Raw genomic sequence first — 15207 nt, 5'->3', positions numbered from 1 at the left:
TCCGCACACACGAGAACGGCCCCCAGGCCGAAGCCTGAGGGCCGTTCTCGGGTACTGCCTAGATCACTCGCTGTCGTTCGCCGGAGCGTCCTGCGGCTCGGCGACCGCCGTGGCGGTGAGGTCGACGGGCGGGGCGTCCGGGACGCGGTTCGGCTTGGCCTCGCCGCGGAACACGAACTGCGCCTTGTCGTGCTGGTCCGACTCGCCGTCCCAGCCCTCGACGTCGGTGATGATGATCTGGCCCGGCTGAAGTTCGCCGAACAGGATCTTCTCCGACAGGGTGTCCTCGATCTCGCGCTGGATCGTCCGGCGCAGCGGGCGGGCGCCCAGCACCGGGTCGAAGCCGCGCTTCGCGAGCAGCATCTTCGCGCGATCCGTGAGCTCGATCGCCATGTCCTTGTTCTTCAACTGCTGCTCGACACGAGCGATCATCAGGTCGACCATCTTGATGATCTCGTCCTGAGTCAGCTGGTGGAAGACGATGATGTCGTCGATGCGGTTGAGGAACTCGGGGCGGAAGTGCTTCTTCAGCTCGTCGTTGACCTTGTTCTTCATGCGCTCGTAGTTGGACGCGCCGTCCTGACCCGAGGTGAAGCCGAGGCCGACGGCCTTGCTGATGTCCGACGTGCCCAGGTTGGACGTGAAGATGATGACGGTGTTCTTGAAGTCCACCGTCCGGCCCTGACCGTCGGTCAGGCGGCCGTCCTCCAGCACCTGGAGCAGCGTGTTGTAGACCTCCTGGTGGGCCTTCTCGATCTCGTCGAAGAGCACGACGGAGAACGGCTTGCGGCGCACCTTCTCGGTGAGCTGGCCGCCCTCTTCGTAGCCGACGTAACCGGGAGGGGCGCCGAAGAGCCGCGACGCGGTGTACCGGTCGTGGAACTCGCCCATGTCGATCTGGATGAGCGCGTCGTCCTCGCCGAACAGGAAGTTCGCCAGCGCCTTCGAGAGCTCGGTCTTACCGACACCGGACGGGCCGGCGAAGATGAACGAGCCGGAGGGGCGCTTCGGGTCCTTCAGACCGGCGCGGGTGCGGCGGATCGCCTTCGACACGGCCTTGACCGCGTCGACCTGGCCGATGATCCGCTTGTGCAGCTCGTCCTCCATGCGGAGCAGACGCGTGGTCTCCTCCTCGGTGAGCTTGAACACCGGGATGCCGGTCCAGTTGGCGAGGACCTCGGCGATCTGCTCGTCGTCGACCTCCGCGACGACGTCCAGGTCACCGTCCTTCCACTGCTTCTCCCGCTCGGCCTTCTGGCCCAGGAGCTGCTTCTCCGCGTCACGCAGCTTCGCCGCGCGCTCGAAGTCCTGCGCGTCGATCGCGGACTCCTTGTCGCGACGGACGTCCGCGATCTTCTCGTCGAACTCGCGCAGGTCCGGCGGCGCCGTCATCCGGCGGATGCGCATGCGGGCGCCCGCCTCGTCGATGAGGTCGATCGCCTTGTCCGGCAGGAACCGGTCGTTGATGTACCGGTCGGCCAGCGTGGCGGCGGCGACGAGCGCGGAGTCGGTGATCGAGACGCGGTGGTGCGCCTCGTACCGGTCGCGCAGGCCCTTGAGGATCTCGATGGTGTGCTCGAGCGACGGCTCGCCCACCTGGATCGGCTGGAAGCGGCGCTCCAGCGCGGGGTCCTTCTCGACGTGCTTGCGGTACTCGTCGAGCGTGGTGGCACCGATCGTCTGCAGCTCACCGCGAGCCAGCATCGGCTTGAGGATCGACGCGGCGTCGATCGCGCCCTCGGCGGCACCCGCACCGACGAGCGTGTGGATCTCGTCGATGAACAGGATGATGTCGCCGCGCGTGCGGATCTCCTTGAGGACCTTCTTCAGGCGCTCTTCGAAGTCACCGCGGTAGCGCGAGCCCGCGACCAGCGAGCCGAGGTCGAGCGTGTAGAGCTGCTTGTCCTTGAGCGTCTCGGGCACCTCACCCTTGACGACCATCTGCGCCAGACCCTCGACGACGGCGGTCTTGCCGACGCCGGGCTCGCCGATGAGGACGGGGTTGTTCTTGGTGCGGCGGGACAGCACCTGCATGACCCGCTCGATCTCCTTGGCGCGCCCGATGACCGGGTCGAGCTTGCCTTCACGGGCCGAGGCCGTGAGGTTGCGCCCGAACTGGTCGAGCACCAGGGACGACGACGGCGTGCCCTCGCCGCGACCCGGGGACTCCGACGCGCCCTTCTCCGTCGAGTAACCGGACAGCAGCTGCAACACCTGCTGCCGAACCCTGTTCAGGTCGGCGCCGAGCTTCACGAGGACCTGGGCGGCGACGCCCTCGCCCTCGCGGATCAGGCCCAGCAGGATGTGCTCGGTGCCGATGTAGTTGTGGCCGAGCTGAAGCGCCTCGCGCAGCGAGAGCTCCAGGACCTTCTTCGCACGTGGGGTGAAGGGGATGTGACCGCTGGGGGCCTGCTGGCCCTGGCCGATGATCTCCTCGACCTGCTGGCGGACGCCTTCCAGCGCAATCCCCAACGACTCGAGCGCCTTGGCGGCGACACCTTCACCCTCGTGGATCAGACCCAGGAGGATGTGCTCGGTGCCGATGTAGTTGTGGTTGAGCATCCTTGCCTCTTCTTGGGCAAGAACAACCACCCGCCTCGCGCGGTCGGTGAACCTTTCGAACATTCGCACTCCCTGACTGCTGCGTCGGCGGTCCTCGGCTCCACCGATCTACCCTGGTGAGCGCGGCACCGTGGCTCCACTGTAGTGGGCGGTCCCGAGGCCTGTGGCTCCCATCAGCGGCAAGCCGCGTCCGGCGAACGATGACATCAGCATCAACGCAGGTCGGGACCAACGGATTCCACAGATCGGGCGATGTCCGCTGAACGCGAACAAACCACCGTTGAGCGATACTCCTGTGACCGGGGCCACGGAGGAGGCGCAAGAGAGGCGATCTTGGGTAAGGTTAGGCAAGCCTCACGCATGAGATTGGACTTGCGCGTTGACCGTACCTGCGAGGGTCTCACAGCAGAACCCGCGTGCGCTCACGCCACTGGCCGAATCCATCGCCCGCCTGCAGACCGGCACCGAGATCGTCTTCGGCACGCCCTCTGACGACTGGACGATCTGTTCGGACCTGCTGGCCGAGCCCACGCGCTTCGACCTGTGGCGCAAGGACCTCGCCGAGTGGATGGTCGAGCAGTATGGCGAGTCCGACGACAGGGCCACCGCCGGGTACATCATGGGCTGGTACCTCCACCAGCCCGGTTACCTGGCAGGACTCCTCTTCCACACGGCCCGCCGGGTACCGAGCCTGCGGCCCTCGGACATGGCGTTCCGCCTGAACACCTCGGGCCGCCCCCACCCCGACGGCATGGCGCTGTTCTGCGACGAGTTCGCCTGCCTGCCGGACGACCCGGCCTCGAACCACCCGGCCGCGACCGTCGTGGCGAACGAGGCGGCCCTCGCCGCCGTCCTGCGCGCCCGCTACGCCGCCCACGCCGCGCAGTTCGTGGCGTCGTTCGGCCAGGTGGTCCGCTTCGGCCGCCGCCAGCTCTGGGCAGCGGCGACCGACATGCTGGAGTACGGCCCGTGGGCGGCCGGCCGGCTGTTCGGCGACGAGAACGCGGGCGTGACCGACGCGGCGATGATCCTCCCGGAGAAGCTCGACCCCTTCGTGGCGGCGTCGTCCCTGCACTTCACCGACGAGGGCTGGAAGCGCAAGCGCAACAGCTGCTGCTTCCACTACGTGCTGCCGGGCGCGGAGCCGTGCACGGCCTGCCCGCGCACCTGCGCCTGACCCCAGACCTGCCAGAAGGCCCCCTCGCGCCGGCGAGGGGGCCTTCTCGTCTGCGCGCCCGGAGCCGGGTCGCCTGTCGCCAACGCGGACTGTCGCCTGTCGCCAACGGAGGCGTCGCCTGTCGCCAACGGACGCCGCGCATTTAATTCCGATGCTGCCGTCGAACTTCCTAAAAGGAAATCGATAGGTCATCCTTGCGATGAGCGAGCAGCTGGAGGTACCACCGATGACGGCGAGATCAGGACGACGCGAGGCTCCCCTGACCGGACCGGCGAACTGCCCGAAACGGCTGTTCGCAGAGGCCTTGCGGGCATTGCGGGACAGCATCGGCAGACCGCCCTACACCGTGCTGGCCAAGTCCGTTCCCGCGTCGGAGAGCGCGCTCTCCAAGACCGCGAACGGCCGGAAGCAGCCGACGTTGGAGATGGTCCGGGCGTACGTCGTGGCCTGCCGCGGCGACGTCGGGCACTTCGAACGCCTCTACCTGGGGCTGTTCGGGAGTGCCCGGTGAACGACTTCGGCAGCACGCTTCGCCGGCTGCGTCAGGAGCGAGGCCTTTCGCTGACGCAGCTGTCCCACCTGACCAACTACTCCAAGGGCTACCTGAGCAAGCTCGAACTCGGCGAACGCACGGCGGCGACAGCCACCGCGAGGGTCTGCGACAGCGTCCTCGAAGCGAAGGGGCAACTGCTCGCGACGCTTCGAGACGACGAAGCGGCCCGCGCCGAGCAGGAGCAGGCCTTCAGCGTCCTGTCCGCTCTCGCCACCACGGACGACAACAGCGGGTACAGGTTCCGCGGCAGCGTCGACGTCTACTCCGCCCAGCTGTGGGGGATCTACTCGACGTTGCGGAACATGGGGCACCACATGAGCCCCGAGCTCATCCTCCCGATGGCGCTCACGAACGTCGGCACGGCGAACGAGATGCTCAGGTCGGCGAGACCGGGAAGCGTCACCGAGCTGTTCAACGCGCTCGCCGCGATCAAGGAGTACGCCGGCTGGATGGCCCAGGAAAGGGGGCAGAACGAGTTGTGCAAGCGACTGACGCAGGAGGCCGCCCAACTGGCCCTCGAGGCCGGTGACAGGACTCTGGAGCACTGGAAGCTGATCAGGATCGCGGACATCGCCCTCTACCTGGGTGACGGGCTCCAGATCCTGGACCTGACCCGCAGGACGCTCGCGCAGGACGGTCTCGACGACCGCACCCGTTCCTTCGCGTGGCAGCGACAGGCCCAGGGCCACGCCCTGCTCGGCGACCAGTCCGGTTGCCTGCACGCGCTGGACGAGGCCCAGCTGTTCTTCGACGCGGCGACGGCGGCCGACCCGCAGTCGCTCGGCATCAAGAGCGTCGCCCAGCCGGTCGAGATCACCAGGGGGTGGGCGTTGGTCGACCTGTGCGTCTACGACGAGGCGGTCGAGGTGCTGCGCACCCAGATCGACGCGATCGGAACCCAGTACGTGCGGTCGCGGACGCGGTTCACCACGCGCCTGGCGCTGGCGTACGCGTCCAACGGCGACCGCGAGGACGCCTGCGAGACGGTCCGCTCGGTGCTCCACGACATCCACCGCGTGGACTCCAACACCATCCGGGTGGACCTCAGGGCGCTGGCCGAGGTGCTCCGGCGCCGCTGGTCGCGCGACACCGCGGTCGAGGACGTCCTGGCGGAGCTGAAGCCGCAGCTGGACGGATCGGCGGCGCTCGGATGAAGGTCTTCGTGAGCTACGCCCGCAGGGACAACGACGACGAGGCGCTCCGGGAGATCGAACGCCAGGTCAAGATGTTGCTGCCGGGCTGCACCCCCTACATCGACGACCTGCACCACGACGCGCACGGCGACCGCTACTACGGCCTGAAGCGCGCGTTCGTGGAGTCGACGGCGTTCGTGGCCGTCCGCTCACCCTCGTACGCGCGGACGAAGTGGACCAGGAAAGAGCTGGCCTGGGCCCGCGTCAGCGATCACCAGAAGTACTGCCTGTTCCGGGAAACCGACCACGACCTCCCGGACTACTTGCTGGTCTCCGAACAAGAGCTCGCGGCACTGACCGCCTGACCCGAGGACGAGGCGATGACCACTCCCACCCCACCGTGCCCGACCTGCGGGCACAACCCCACCCCGACCGGCCAGCGCGGGTTCGTCGGCCTGCGCACGATGCTGATCGTCATCGGTGGCGTGCTGTGCGCCGGTGCCGTCGGCGCGCTGACCTTCCTGATGAACCACAACGTGCCCGGAGCGGTGCTCGCCGGCCTCTGCGCGCTGGGCACCGTGATCGTCACCCTGCACATGCTGCTCGACTAGGTCCTCACGGCAGGCGGTGCCGCGACCCCACCGGGACGACGAGCGGCGTCCCGGACACGGGGTCCTCGACGACCCGCGCGTCCAGCCCGAACACCTCCAGCAACATCTCCTCGGTCAGCACCTCGGCGGGCGACCCCTGGACGACGATCCGACCGGCCCGCATGGCGACGATGTTGTCCGCGTACCGAGCGGCCAGGTTCAGGTCGTGCAACACCATCACGATGGTGCGCCCCATCGAGGCGTGCAGCTCCTGCACCAGGTCCAGCACGTCGATCTGGTGGGCCAGGTCCAGGTAGGTGGTCGGCTCGTCCAGGAGCAACAGATCGGTCCCCTGGGCGAGCGCCATGGAGATCCAGGCCCGCTGCCGCTGCCCACCGGACAGCTCGTCCACGGTCCGTTCGGCCAGGTCCAGGATCCCCGTCATCTCCAACGCGGCGTCGACAGCAGCGGCGTCGTCCGAGGACCACTGCCGGTACCAGGACTGGTGCGGATGCCGTCCGCGAGCGACGAGGTCCGCCACCGTCAGCCCCTCGGGAGCGGACGGGGCCTGCGGCAGCATCCCCAGCACCCGAGCGACGTCCCGGGTGGACATCGACTCGATCTGCTTGCCGTCCAGCAGCACCGCGCCGGACCGGGCGGGCAGCAACCGCCCGAGAGCCTTCAACAGGGTCGACTTGCCGCACCCGTTGGGCCCGATCACCGCGGTGACGGTCCCGCCGAGGATCGACAGGTCGAGCGAGTCGACGATCAGCCGCTCCCCGTAGCCGATCGACAACGACGAAGCCTCAAGACGCACACTCATACCCGCGCCTCCCGGCGGCTTCGGATCAGCAGGAACATCAGGTAGGGCGCACCCAGCACGGCGGTGACGACGCCGACGGGGAGCTCGGTCCGGTAGATCGTCCGCGCGACCAGGTCCGACAACATCACCAGCGCACCGCCGATCACCACGGAGCCGAACAACGGCGGCTGCGCGGTCCCGGACAGCCTCAGGGCGATCTGCGGCGTGGCCAGCGCGACGAACGTGATCGGCCCGGCCGCCGCGGTGGCCACGGACGCCAGCACGATCGCCACGACGATCAGGAACGACCGCGCCAGGTTGACCCGGATCCCGAGCCCGCGCGACGTCTGGTCGTCGAACTGCAGGGCCCCGAGCACGTGCCCGCCGATCAACGCGACCGGGATCAGCACGACCAGCGCCAGGGCCACCGGCACGACGTGCTCCCAGCCGCGGCCGTTCAGCGAGCCGGTGATCCACACCATCGCGCGCCCGGCGTCCTGCACGTCGCCGACGGTCAGCAGGTAGTGCGTGAAGTTGCCGGCCACGGCGGTGATGCCGATGCCGACGAGCACCATCCGGAAACCCTCGATGCCCTGACGCCACGCCAGCGCGTAGACGAGCAGACCCGCGATCAGGCCGCCGAAGAGCCCTGCCAGCGGCACGCCGATCGACGCCGCGCTGCCGGTCACCACGCCCAGCGAACCGGCGAAGGTGATCACCGAGACGGCGCCGGCGCCCGCTCCCCAGGTGACGCCGAGGATGTCCGGTGAGGCCAGCGGGTTGCGCACGATGGCCTGGAAGATCGCACCGGACAGCCCCAGGGCACCGCCGACCAGCAGACCGGTCAGCGCTCGCGGCATCCGCAGTTCCATCACCACGAACTGGTCGCGGCGCGTGCCTCCGCCCAGCAGGGTGTCGACGACCTGGGCCACGGTCAGCGGGAAGTCGCCGACCATGATGTCCGCGACCAGCACGGCCGCGAGCACGACCAGCGAGGCCGCCACCACCAGCAGCGGCCGGCGGCGCAGCCGGAACGAGGCCGCGCCGACGCGCAGGGCGGGCGCCTTGGCTGCGGGGGTCTCCACCGCAGGGGTCTTCGCAGCGGTCGTCAAATCTTCACCAGCTTCTTGCGCCGCACCAGGAAGATGAAGAACGGGGCGCCGATCAGCGCCAGCATCACGCCGACCTCCACCTCGGACGGGCGGGCGACCACCCGGCCGACGATGTCGGCGAAGAGGATCAGGATCGCGCCGAGCAGTGCCGAGTAGGGCAGGATCCAGCGGTAGTCCGGACCGGTGAACGCACGCGCGACGTGCGGCACCACGAGCCCGAGGAACCCGATCGGCCCGCACGCGGCGACGGCCCCGCCCACCAGCAGCGTGATGGCGAAGATGCCCAGCGACCGCGTCTGGCGGACGTTGACCCCCAGCGACTTCGCCACGTCCTCGCCCAGCGACATCGCGTTGAGCCCCGGCGCGTTGAACGCGGCGATGAACAGGCCCACGAACAGGAACGGCGCCACCTGTGTCAGCACCGTCAGGTCGCGGCCCGCGATGGCGCCGACCTGCCAGAAACGGAACGCGTCGAGCGACTGCTGGTCGAGCAGCACGATCGCCGACACCAGGCCGTTCATCAGCGCGGAGACCGCGGCTCCGGCCAGCGCCAGCGTCACCGGCGAGGGCCCGCCCCGCCCGGCCGAGCCGAGCAGGAACACCAGGACGCTCGCGATCATCGCGCCGGCGAAGGCGAACCAGATGTAGCCGACCAGCGAGTTGACGCCGAGCAGGAAGATGGAGAGCACGACCGCCAGCGCCGCGCCGTGCGTGACGCCGAGGATGCCGGGATCCGCCAGCGGGTTGCGCGTATGGCCCTGCATGAGAGCGCCACCCACACCGAGTGCGATGCCCACCGCGATGCCGAGCAACGTCCGCGGGATCCGCAGCTCGCGGATCACCACGTCGTCCTCGGCACCGGTCGGCGTGAAGAGACCGTGCCACAACCCGGACAGCGGGATCTCCTTCGAGCCGATCGCGATGCTCGCCAGGCACACGGCGACCAGCACGACCAGCAGGAAGAGCAGGCCCAACGACCTACGACCCAAGGCCCACCCTCCTCGATCCAGACAGGAGAGGTAAGCCTAACCGAACCACCTGGGACGACCGCGTCACGGGGCGAAGTTCTGATCACATCAGCACCACGCGGTTGAGAACTCGACGGAGAAATATCAACCCGTTGTCAGATCAACTAAAAGATCAGAAGTAAGAGCGTCACGATCTCGTTTGGACAGCACCGTTCTCACTTCCGGATGCCTGCCGGTAGTTGAGCAGTCACCCAGAAAACACGAAGGGTTCCGAGGAATCTTCCCCGGAACCCCTTCGTGTTTTACCGAATTTCAGCCCTGCTGGTGGTAGGCGTCGAGCACCTCGGCCGGGATGCGGCCGCGGTCCGACACCTTCATGCCCTGCTTGCGGGCCCACTCGCGAATGGCCTGGTTCTGCTCACGATCCGCCGATGCGGGACGCGCCTTCACCGCACCGGCCGGACGACCCGGCCCGATCCGCTTGCGTCCACCCGCACGACGTGCACTTCCCACGAAGTCGGCAAGAGCGTCCCGCAGTTTGCCCGCATTGCCCGAGGAAAGGTCGATGGTGTAGCTGACACCATCGAGTCCGAACTCGACGGTCTCCTCAGCAGCGGAACCGTCCACATCGTCGACGAGGGTCACCGTGACCTTCTGCGCCATGCGTATCCTCCTGGACCCCGAATGCGCGGTCACCCGCGTCGCCAACTAAAGCCTTCTTCGAGGCAGGTTAGCGCACGGGTGCCGCATTGCACCTATCGACATCCGGAAAGTTACTCATTCAGGGCGAACGAGCGGGAACAAGATGGTCTCGCGGATACCCAGACCGGTGAGGGCCATCAGGAGCCGATCGATACCCATTCCGACGCCACCACTCGGTGGCATTCCGTACTCCAGTGATCGCAGAAAGTCTTCGTCGATCGGCATGGCCTCGTGGTCACCGGCGGCGCCGAGACGCGCCTGTGCTTCGAGACGTTCCCGCTCGATGACCGGGTCCACCAGTTCGGAGTAACCGGTGCCGAGTTCGAATCCGCGCACGTACAGATCCCACTTTTCGGCCACCCCCGGCTTGCTGCGGTGCTGCCTGGTCAGGGGGGACGTCTCGACCGGGTAGTCGCGCACGAACGTCGGGAGGTAGAGCGAGTCGCACACCAGGTGCTCCCACAGCTCCTCGACCAGCTTGCCGTGCCCGAACTTCGGGTTCACCTCGAGTTCGTGCCGGTCACAAAGCTTGCGCAGCGTCTCGGCCGGCGTCTCGGGGGTGATTTCCTCACCAACAGCTTCGGACAACGACTCGTAGATGCTGAGCGTCGTCCATTCACCCGAGAGGTCGTACTCGCTGCCGTCCGCCAACGTGACGATCTGAGAACCCGTCACGGCTTCCGCCGCTTCCTGGATCAGCTCGCGCGTCAGTACCGCGTTCGAGTCGTACGTGGCGTAGGCCTCGTAGTACTCCAGCATCGAAAACTCGGGCGAATGCGACGAGTCCACACCCTCGTTGCGGAAGTTGCGGTTGATCTCGAAGACCTTCTCGATGCCACCGACGACGCAACGCTTCAAGTAGAGCTCCGGCGCGATGCGCAGGAACAGGTCGATGTCGAGCGCGTTCGAGTGCGTGACGAACGGACGCGCGGAAGCACCACCCTGCAGCGTCTGCAACATCGGCGTCTCGACTTCGAGGAATCCACGCCGGTGGAACGAGTCGCGCAGAGAACGAACGACGTTCGCACGGGTCCGAACAGTGTCGCGCGCCATCGGCCTGAGGATCAGGTCGACGTAACGCTGACGAATGCGGGTTTCCTCGCCGAGTTCCTTGTGCGCTACCGGCAACGGGCGCAGCGACTTCGACGTGAGCTGCCACCCGTCGGCCATCACGGAAAGCTCGCCACGACGTGAGCTGATGACCTCACCGCTCACGAAAACGTGGTCGCCGAGGTCGACGTCGGTCTTCCACTCGGAAAGCGCTTCTTCACCGACACCGGCGAGGCTCAGCATCGCCTGCAGTTCGGTGCCGTCGCCTTCGCGCAACGTCGCGAAGCACAGCTTTCCGGTGTTGCGCATGAACATCACGCGCCCGGTGACGCCGACCTGCTGACCGGTCTGCGTGTCGGGTTCGAGTTCGGGATGGGCGTCGCGAATCTCGCGCAACGTGTGCGTGCGCGCGACTTCGACGGGATACGGCTCCTTACCGGAAGCGAGCAGCCGCGCACGCTTCTCCCGGCGCACGCGCATCTGCTCTGGCAGGTCTTCTTCGCTGGTCACGAGGTTTTGCTTCGGCTGCTCACTCACGCCGAGAAGGGTACGGACACCCGTGAAGTCAAAGCGAACCGGATACCGCTTAAGCCGGTGAAGATCTGAGCGCGGCTCCGACCGGACCAACATGTGCGCCGGTCTTCTCACTAAGTTGGACGGATGGATCTACACGCGAGGCGAGCGGACTCGTTCGGCGCGCAGGCCGAGGCCTACGCCGAACACCGGCCTGACTATCCCGTGGCGGCGATCCGGTGGGCTCTGGAGCCGCTGGGCGACAGGACCGAGCGCCTGGACGTGCTCGACCTCGCCGCCGGCACCGGCAAGCTGACCGCGGGCCTGGTCGCGGAGGGCCACTGCGTGACAGCGGTGGAACCCAACGAGCAGATGCTGTCCGAGCTGGTTCGCCGGGTGCACGGCGTGCGCGCGCTGCCGGGCCATGCCGAACACATCCCCGTTCCCGACCAGACCGTCGACGCCGTGTTCGTCGGCACCGCGTTCCACTGGTTCGACCAGGAGAAGGCGCTGCCGGAGATCGCGCGGGTGCTGCGTCCCGGCGGTGTGCTGGCGGCCCTGTGGGCCGAGCCGGTCGCGGACGTCGAGTGGGTGCGCGAGCTGGAGCAGGTGTCGGCGACCAGCGTCGAGTCGCAGCGGCAGGACCCCGTCGAGTTCATGGCGCACCCGTCGTTCACGACGGCGGAGCGCGCCACGTTCCCGCACTCCCACCGCCGGGAGTCGCCGGAGGCGGCCATCGCGTGGATCAACACGCACTCGCGGATGATCGTCATCGACGAGGCCGAGCGGGCCGCGATCAACGAGAAGATGCTCGCGTTCCTCAGCGGGCACCCGGAGACGTCGAACGGGCCGTTCGACGTCCCCTTGCGCGCGGAGGTCTTCCGGACGGTGCGCGTCAGCGAGTGACGGTGGGCATGTTGCGCTCGAAGACCATGCGCAACCCCAGCAGGGTCAGATCGGGCACGTGGTGCGCGATCGTCGAGGACTCCGAAACCACCAGCGGTGCGAGGCCGCCGGTGGCGATCACGGTCACGGGACCGGGGTCGGTCTGCTGGAGCTCCTCGGTGATCTTGCGGACGAGCCCGTCCACCTGGCCGACGAACCCGTAGACGATGCCGGACTGCAGGCACTCCACGGTGTTCTTGCCGATCACGTTGCGGGGCTTGATCAGCTCGACCTTGCGCAGCTGGGCGGCGCGGGAGGCGAGGGCGTCGACCGAGATCTCGATGCCCGGCGCCAGTGCGCCGCCCAGGAACTCGCCGCGCGACGAGATCACGTCGAGGTTCGTGGACGTGCCGAAGTCGACCACGATGCACGAGGTCGCGTAGAGGTGGTGCGCGGCCAGCGTGTTGATCACGCGGTCCGAGCCCACCTCCTTCGGGTTGTCGACGAGCAGCGGGACGCCGGTCTTCACGCCCGGCTCCACCAGGATCTTCGGCACGGCGTCGTAGTAGCGGCCGAGCATGACCCGCAGCTCGCGCAGCACCGCGGGCACGGTGGACAGCGCGGAGATGCCGGTGATCTTGTCGGCGTACTCGCCGAGCAGGCCGCGCATGGTCAGCGCGAGCTCGTCGGCGGTCATCCTGGCGTCGGTGCGCATCCGCCAGTCGCGCACGAGCGGGGCCGAGTCGCCGACCCCGTCGTACAGACCGAGCACGATGTTGGTGTTGCCGACGTCGATGGCGAGCAGCACGTGGTGTTCCTCAGTTCTCGGCCTGGATCAAGGCGTCGAGCGCGGTCGCCTCAACGGTCTCAGAAGACGGTGCCGAATTCTGGGCGGTCGTGGAGCCGTTCACCAGACCGGAGCCCTCGGGCGCGTGCGCCGGGTCGATGCCGAGGTCGGCGACCTTGTTGTCGGCGTCCACGAACACGACGCGTGGCTTGTAGGCGCGCGCCTCGGCGTCGTCCATCTGCCCGTACGCGATCAGGATCACGATGTCGCCGGGGTGCACGAGGTGCGCCGCCGCGCCGTTGATGCCGAGCACGCCGGTGCCGCGCTCGCCGGGGATGACGTAGGTCTCCAGGCGGGCGCCGTTGGTGACGTCGACGATGGCGACCTGTTCGCCCGCCAGCAGGTCGGCGGCCTCCATCAGGTCCTCGTCCACCGTCACCGAGCCGACGTAGTGCAGGTCGGCCTGTGTCACGGTCGCGCGGTGGATCTTGGACTTCAGCATCGTGCGGAACATGTCATTCCCCCTACTCGTCGCCGTCGCCGAGCAACACCGCGATGTTGTCGATCAGGCGGGTGGAACCGACGCGGGCCGCGACGAGCAGCCTGGCGTCGCCGTTCTCCGGCGCGGGACCGAGGCCGGGCCCGCGCAGTTCCAGGTAGTCCAGCTCGATCTCGGGCGTCTGCGCCAGCACCTCGTGCGCGGTCTTGAGCACCGTGTCCGCGCCCAGGGCCGACACGTGCGCGCCGGCGGTGAGGGCGGCCGACAGCGTCACGGCGTGGTGGCGCTGCTCCGGGGTCAGGTAGGCGTTGCGCGACGACAGCGCGAGGCCGTCGTGCTCGCGGACGGTCGGCACGCCGACGACGTCCAGCGGGAAGTTGAGGTCGCGCGCCATCTTGTCGATGAGCTGCAGCTGCTGGTAGTCCTTCTGCCCGAACACCGCGAACGTGGGCTGCACGATGTTGAACAGCTTCGACACCACCGTGAGCACGCCCGCGAAGTGGCCGGGGCGGACAGCGCCCTCGAGCTCGTCGCCCAGCGGTCCTGGGTGGACGGTGACCTGCGCGCCTTCCGGGTACATGTCCTCGACGGACGGCGCGAACACCAGGCCCACGCGCTCGGCGCGGCAGATGTCCACATCGGACTCGAACTGGCGCGGGTACTTCGCGAGGTCCTCGTTCGGACCGAACTGCAGCGGGTTCACGAAGATCGACACCACGACCACCGTGTTCTGCATGACCTTGGCCTCGCGGATCAGCTGCCGGTGGCCCGCGTGCAGGGCGCCCATCGTGGGCACGAGTGCGACGTTGCGCCCGGCGTTGCGCAGGGTTTTGACGACCCTGTTCAGCCGCGCAGGATCGCGGTGCACCGTGACGTCGTCCGGGCGGTAGTCGTCCTTGGTCAGTGGCTTCGTCACGTCAGTCCTCGAGAGTGGTGCGAACGTCGTTGGCCGCGTCGGGTTTGAGCAGCCCGGAGTGTTCGGCCCGCTCGGCGGTGCGGCGGGCCAGCACGCGGTAGCTGGGCAAGGTCTCGGGTGCCTGCTGCGCGAGCACGCCGAGGTGCTTGCGCAAGGTACCCGTGTCGCCGCGGGCGACCGGACCGGTGAGGGCTCGGTCACCGTGGCGCAGCGCGTTGTCGAGCGCGGCGGACAGCAGGGGGCCGAGCAGGCGCTCGGCGTTGGCGACGCCGGCGTTCGTGAGCAGGTCCGCGGCGTCGCGGACCAGCGTGATCAGGTGGTTCGCCCCGTGGGCCAGCGCCGCGTGGTAGAGCGGGCGGACGGACTCGGGCACCCGGACCGGTTCGGCGTCCATCTCGACGACCAGCGCCTCGCCGACGCTCCAGGCCACCTCGTCGCCGTCCGCGGCCGTGACGCCGACGCACGCGGCCTGCATCCGCTGCAGGTCCTCCGCGCGGCCGGTGAAGGTCATGACGGGATGCAGCGCGAGTGTGAGCGCGCCCAGGTCGGCGGCGGGTTCGAGGACCTGCACGCCCTGCGCGCCGCTGGTGTGCACGACGATCTGGCCCGCGCGCAGCGATCCGGTGGCGACGAGGCCCTTGACCAGGCCTTCCAGCTCGTCGTCCGGCACGGCCAGCAGCACCAGGTCGGCACGTGCGGCGACCTCGGTGGGGTCGGCGATCGGGACGCCGGGCAGCAGTTCGTCCGCGCGGTCGCGGGAGGCCTGGGAGACGGCGGAGACGCCGGTCACCACGTGGCCCGTCCTGGCCAGCGCGGCGCCCAGCACAGAACCGACGCGGCCTGCCGAGATGACACCGACGGCGAGCCTCGCCGGACGTGGGGTCGCGTCCATGCGACTAACTCCTTCTGACGTTCCAGTCCCTTGTGCGGGTACCAGACGACGCCGCCGAGGGTAATC

At 68.3% G+C, this 15207-nt stretch carries 16 protein-coding genes; 6 read left to right on the top strand and 10 right to left on the bottom strand.

Annotation, left to right across the window (positions count from 1 at the left end):
- Nucleotides 1–63: 63 nt before the first annotated feature.
- The gene (locus PV646_RS12835; RefSeq protein WP_500341631.1) at nt 64–2625 is read right to left on the bottom strand and encodes an ATP-dependent Clp protease ATP-binding subunit; all 2562 of its coding nucleotides are present in this window, start codon (nt 2623–2625) and stop codon (nt 64–66) included.
- Between the two features lie 316 nt (nt 2626–2941).
- Here PV646_RS12835 and PV646_RS12830 point away from each other — a divergent pair, with 316 nt between their 5' ends.
- From PV646_RS12830 to PV646_RS12810, 5 genes are all read left to right on the top strand, one after another.
- Nucleotides 2942–3739 (top strand): (2Fe-2S)-binding protein, encoded by a 798-nt coding sequence (locus PV646_RS12830; RefSeq protein ID WP_500341630.1) that lies wholly within the window; start codon nt 2942–2944, stop codon nt 3737–3739.
- Between the two features lie 226 nt (nt 3740–3965).
- Nucleotides 3966–4250, top strand: coding sequence for a hypothetical protein (locus PV646_RS12825; RefSeq protein WP_500341629.1), 285 nt, complete (start codon nt 3966–3968; stop codon nt 4248–4250).
- Nucleotides 4247–5446 carry a helix-turn-helix domain-containing protein gene (locus tag PV646_RS12820; RefSeq protein ID WP_500341628.1) on the top strand — a complete coding sequence of 400 codons (1200 nt, stop codon included), beginning with the start codon at nt 4247–4249 and terminating at the stop codon, nt 5444–5446. Before PV646_RS12825 ends, PV646_RS12820 begins: the two co-directional genes overlap by 4 nt.
- Nucleotides 5443–5790: a TIR domain-containing protein gene (locus PV646_RS12815; RefSeq protein WP_500341627.1), complete on the top strand. Its 348-nt coding sequence runs from the start codon at nt 5443–5445 to the stop codon at nt 5788–5790. The genes PV646_RS12820 and PV646_RS12815 overlap by 4 nt, the downstream gene beginning before the upstream one ends.
- 15 nt (nt 5791–5805) lie before the next feature.
- Nucleotides 5806–6036, top strand: a complete 231-nt coding sequence (locus tag PV646_RS12810; protein ID WP_500341626.1) for a hypothetical protein — start codon at nt 5806–5808, stop codon at nt 6034–6036.
- A gap of 4 nt (nt 6037–6040) precedes the next feature.
- Here the strand turns inward: PV646_RS12810 and PV646_RS12805 are convergent, their stop codons facing one another.
- The 5 genes from PV646_RS12805 to lysS all read right to left on the bottom strand — a co-directional run bounded on the left by PV646_RS12805 (nt 6041) and on the right by lysS (nt 11186).
- Nucleotides 6041–6838 (bottom strand): ABC transporter ATP-binding protein, encoded by a 798-nt coding sequence (locus PV646_RS12805; protein WP_500341625.1) that lies wholly within the window; start codon nt 6836–6838, stop codon nt 6041–6043.
- Nucleotides 6835–7902, bottom strand: a complete 1068-nt coding sequence (locus PV646_RS12800) for a FecCD family ABC transporter permease (RefSeq protein WP_500341624.1) — start codon at nt 7900–7902, stop codon at nt 6835–6837. Before PV646_RS12800 ends, PV646_RS12805 begins: the two co-directional genes overlap by 4 nt.
- A gap of 23 nt (nt 7903–7925) precedes the next feature.
- Nucleotides 7926–8918, bottom strand: coding sequence for a FecCD family ABC transporter permease (locus PV646_RS12795; RefSeq protein ID WP_500341623.1), 993 nt, complete (start codon nt 8916–8918; stop codon nt 7926–7928).
- 291 nt (nt 8919–9209) lie between these two features.
- Nucleotides 9210–9560 (bottom strand): histone-like nucleoid-structuring protein Lsr2, encoded by a 351-nt coding sequence (locus tag PV646_RS12790; RefSeq protein WP_189156303.1) that lies wholly within the window; start codon nt 9558–9560, stop codon nt 9210–9212.
- 114 nt (nt 9561–9674) lie between these two features.
- Entirely contained in the window at nt 9675–11186 is a 1512-nt protein-coding gene (lysS, locus tag PV646_RS12785; protein ID WP_500341622.1) for a lysine--tRNA ligase, read from the bottom strand.
- A 123-nt stretch (nt 11187–11309) separates the two neighbouring features.
- On the opposite strand from lysS, the gene PV646_RS12780 reads away from it, so the two are divergent.
- Nucleotides 11310–12068: a class I SAM-dependent methyltransferase gene (locus PV646_RS12780; RefSeq protein WP_500341621.1), complete on the top strand. Its 759-nt coding sequence runs from the start codon at nt 11310–11312 to the stop codon at nt 12066–12068.
- Here PV646_RS12780 and PV646_RS12775 read toward each other — a convergent pair.
- From PV646_RS12775 to PV646_RS12760, 4 genes are read right to left on the bottom strand one after another with little or no spacing between them, the layout of a single operon-like run.
- The gene (locus PV646_RS12775) at nt 12058–12855 is read right to left on the bottom strand and encodes a type III pantothenate kinase (RefSeq protein ID WP_500341620.1); all 798 of its coding nucleotides are present in this window, start codon (nt 12853–12855) and stop codon (nt 12058–12060) included. The two genes, PV646_RS12780 and PV646_RS12775, sit on opposite strands and share 11 nt — an antisense overlap.
- A 10-nt stretch (nt 12856–12865) precedes the next feature.
- Complete coding sequence (panD, locus tag PV646_RS12770; RefSeq protein WP_500341619.1) at nt 12866–13348, bottom strand: aspartate 1-decarboxylase; 483 nt, start codon at nt 13346–13348, stop codon at nt 12866–12868.
- Between the two features lie 10 nt (nt 13349–13358).
- Nucleotides 13359–14249 (bottom strand): pantoate--beta-alanine ligase, encoded by an 891-nt coding sequence (gene panC, locus PV646_RS12765; protein ID WP_500341618.1) that lies wholly within the window; start codon nt 14247–14249, stop codon nt 13359–13361.
- A 1-nt stretch (nt 14250) separates the two neighbouring features.
- Complete coding sequence (locus tag PV646_RS12760; protein WP_500341617.1) at nt 14251–15141, bottom strand: Rossmann-like and DUF2520 domain-containing protein; 891 nt, start codon at nt 15139–15141, stop codon at nt 14251–14253.
- Nucleotides 15142–15207: the final 66 nt, after the last annotated feature.

The sequence above is a fragment of the Streptomyces sp. ID05-26A genome, from assembly GCF_033794685.1.
Classification (GTDB): Bacteria; Actinomycetota; Actinomycetes; order Mycobacteriales; family Pseudonocardiaceae; genus Lentzea.
The sequence above is the reverse complement of the archived record's forward strand: the minus strand, read 5'-3'. Positions and strand labels throughout refer to the sequence as shown.

Excerpts from the sequence above, each read along its gene's own strand:
- PV646_RS12790 (WP_189156303.1), bottom strand. The coding sequence starts at position 9,560 with ATGGCGCAGAAGGTCACGGTGACCCTCGTCGACGATGTGGACGGTTCC.
- PV646_RS12760 (WP_500341617.1), bottom strand. The coding sequence starts at position 15,141 with ATGGACGCGACCCCACGTCCGGCGAGGCTCGCCGTCGGTGTCATCTCG.
- PV646_RS12815 (WP_500341627.1), top strand. The coding sequence starts at position 5,443 with ATGAAGGTCTTCGTGAGCTACGCCCGCAGGGACAACGACGACGAGGCG.
- PV646_RS12805 (WP_500341625.1), bottom strand. The coding sequence starts at position 6,838 with ATGAGTGTGCGTCTTGAGGCTTCGTCGTTGTCGATCGGCTACGGGGAG.
- panD (WP_500341619.1), bottom strand. The coding sequence starts at position 13,348 with ATGTTCCGCACGATGCTGAAGTCCAAGATCCACCGCGCGACCGTGACA.
- PV646_RS12780 (WP_500341621.1), top strand. The coding sequence starts at position 11,310 with ATGGATCTACACGCGAGGCGAGCGGACTCGTTCGGCGCGCAGGCCGAG.
- PV646_RS12835 (WP_500341631.1), bottom strand. The coding sequence starts at position 2,625 with ATGTTCGAAAGGTTCACCGACCGCGCGAGGCGGGTGGTTGTTCTTGCC.
- PV646_RS12810 (WP_500341626.1), top strand. The coding sequence starts at position 5,806 with ATGACCACTCCCACCCCACCGTGCCCGACCTGCGGGCACAACCCCACC.
- PV646_RS12825 (WP_500341629.1), top strand. The coding sequence starts at position 3,966 with ATGACGGCGAGATCAGGACGACGCGAGGCTCCCCTGACCGGACCGGCG.